The 2,346-nt window shown below is 38.4% G+C and carries 1 protein-coding gene and 1 pseudogene; one reads left to right on the top strand and one right to left on the bottom strand.

Annotation, left to right across the window (positions count from 1 at the left end; all coding sequences use genetic code 11):
• On the bottom strand, positions 1–886 hold an 886-nt coding region (locus tag GT590_RS14875; protein ID WP_000340939.1), incomplete at its 3' end, for a hypothetical protein.
• Between the two features lie 371 nt (positions 887–1,257).
• On the opposite strand from GT590_RS14875, the pseudogene GT590_RS14880 reads away from it, so the two are divergent.
• Positions 1,258–2,346, top strand: a pseudogene (locus tag GT590_RS14880) (hypothetical protein); the annotation flags it as partial.

Raw genomic sequence — 2,346 nt, forward strand, 5'->3', positions numbered from 1 at the left:
CCCTAGAAGTATTACGTGATTTTCTGCCCCTTACCCTCGTTGCTACTCTCCTTTTTTTCGTGGGAACCGCTTTAGGGCCCTCAGTGATGGTGTTTTGTAATTTATATGCTCCTCTTGCATTTGTGTCTCTACTTCTTGTTCGCCTGGAGGGAACTTCTTCATTTGTATTAGCATGGTTCACTTCAGTCCTTCCTTCCAACTCACTCTTTTTTTGCTGTAAACGATTCTCTGCCGCCAGTTCATTGAAACTATTGAATATATCCTTTAGAGATTCCGGGATGAATAAATCACCTATTAAAGCAGCTTGACGATCTGGTGGAACTAAAGTAAGCAATTGGGTAACGACGCTTACGAGCTTCATAACATCTTCTTCCGTTGGAGCTGGTGGGACTAATAACTGTGTACAATCCATTTTTCTCATGAGCATTTCGGTAGCTCTCTTCTTGTCTTTCTCGGGCAATCTTCCTATTATTATAGCAATAGATTTGTATAGTTGCTTTCTATTGTCTAACAGCTTGTTATTCTGTAGCATCAAATCTATGGCAGCCTGACTTGCTTCTTGTGAAGAGAGCATACCATTTCCAATCGAATCAAACCTTTCCTTAACCATCTTCGCAGCAGGCAAAATTACCTCAGCACTGGAGTCAGAAGATACGCTGGAATCTTCTGCGCTAGAATCAAGACCATACGGCCTACCGGTTGTGAGAGATTCCATGGGCCTTATGACATATCCTGGAAAGAGTAGCTCATCAGACTTACGTTTACTCTCTATATCAATATCTACATCAGGAGCAATCATTTCAATAAACAGCCGACATACATCCCAGACGCTATAAGCTGTACGTGCTTTTACCGTCAGATTCTTGGCTGTTTCAATGTCGTCCATTTTGGTTTTCTTTTACCAGTATTGTTCGTTTGATAATGTATTCTTGCTTATTACATTATAAAATCTGTGCAGATCACATGTCAAAACAACTTTTTATCACAAGATAGTACCGCAAAACGAACCTGCGGGCCGTCTAAAAATTAAGGAAAAGCAGCAAAGGTGCATTTTTAAAATATGAAATGAAGATACCGCAGTACCAATTATTTTCGCAGTACAAATAATGCGCGGCCGGTGCATTTTTCGAAAGAACGCGAGACAAACAGGACAATTAAAGTTAGTTTTTCGAGTTAGCGTGTTTGAATACTGCAAGATACAAGATAAATAGAGTAGTTGAAACTAGATATCAATTGCACACAAGATCGGCGCTAAGCATGCCACAATTTGATATATTATGTAAAACACCACCTAAGGTGCTTGTTCGTCAGTTTGTGGAAAGGTTTGAAAGACCTTCAGGTGAGAAAATAGCATTATGTGCTGCTGAACTAACCTATTTATGTTGGATGATTACACATAACGGAACAGCAATCAAGAGAGCCACATTCATGAGCTATAATACTATCATAAGCAATTCGCTGAGTTTCGATATTGTCAATAAATCACTCCAGTTTAAATACAAGACGCAAAAAGCAACAATTCTGGAAGCCTCATTAAAGAAATTGATTCCTGCTTGGGAATTTACAATTATTCCTTACTATGGACAAAAACATCAATCTGATATCACTGATATTGTAAGTAGTTTGCAATTACAGTTCGAATCATCGGAAGAAGCAGATAAGGGAAATAGCCACAGTAAAAAAATGCTTAAAGCACTTCTAAGTGAGGGTGAAAGCATCTGGGAGATCACTGAGAAAATACTAAATTCGTTTGAGTATACTTCGAGATTTACAAAAACAAAAACTTTATACCAATTCCTCTTCCTAGCTACTTTCATCAATTGTGGAAGATTCAGCGATATTAAGAACGTTGATCCGAAATCATTTAAATTAGTCCAAAATAAGTATCTGGGAGTAATAATCCAGTGTTTAGTGACAGAGACAAAGACAAGCGTTAGTAGGCACATATACTTCTTTAGCGCAAGGGGTAGGATCGATCCACTTGTATATTTGGATGAATTTTTGAGGAATTCTGAACCAGTCCTAAAACGAGTAAATAGGACCGGCAATTCTTCAAGCAATAAACAGGAATACCAATTATTAAAAGATAACTTAGTCAGATCGTACAATAAAGCTTTGAAGAAAAATGCGCCTTATTCAATCTTTGCTATAAAAAATGGCCCAAAATCTCACATTGGAAGACATTTGATGACCTCATTTCTTTCAATGAAGGGCCTAACGGAGTTGACTAATGTTGTGGGAAATTGGAGCGATAAGCGTGCTTCTGCCGTGGCCAGGACAACGTATACTCATCAGATAACAGCAATACCTGATCACTACTTCGCACTAGTTTCTCGGTACTATGCA

The organism is Eggerthella sp. BIOML-A1, assembly GCF_009875595.1.
GTDB lineage: Bacteria > Actinomycetota > Coriobacteriia > Coriobacteriales > Eggerthellaceae > Eggerthella > Eggerthella lenta.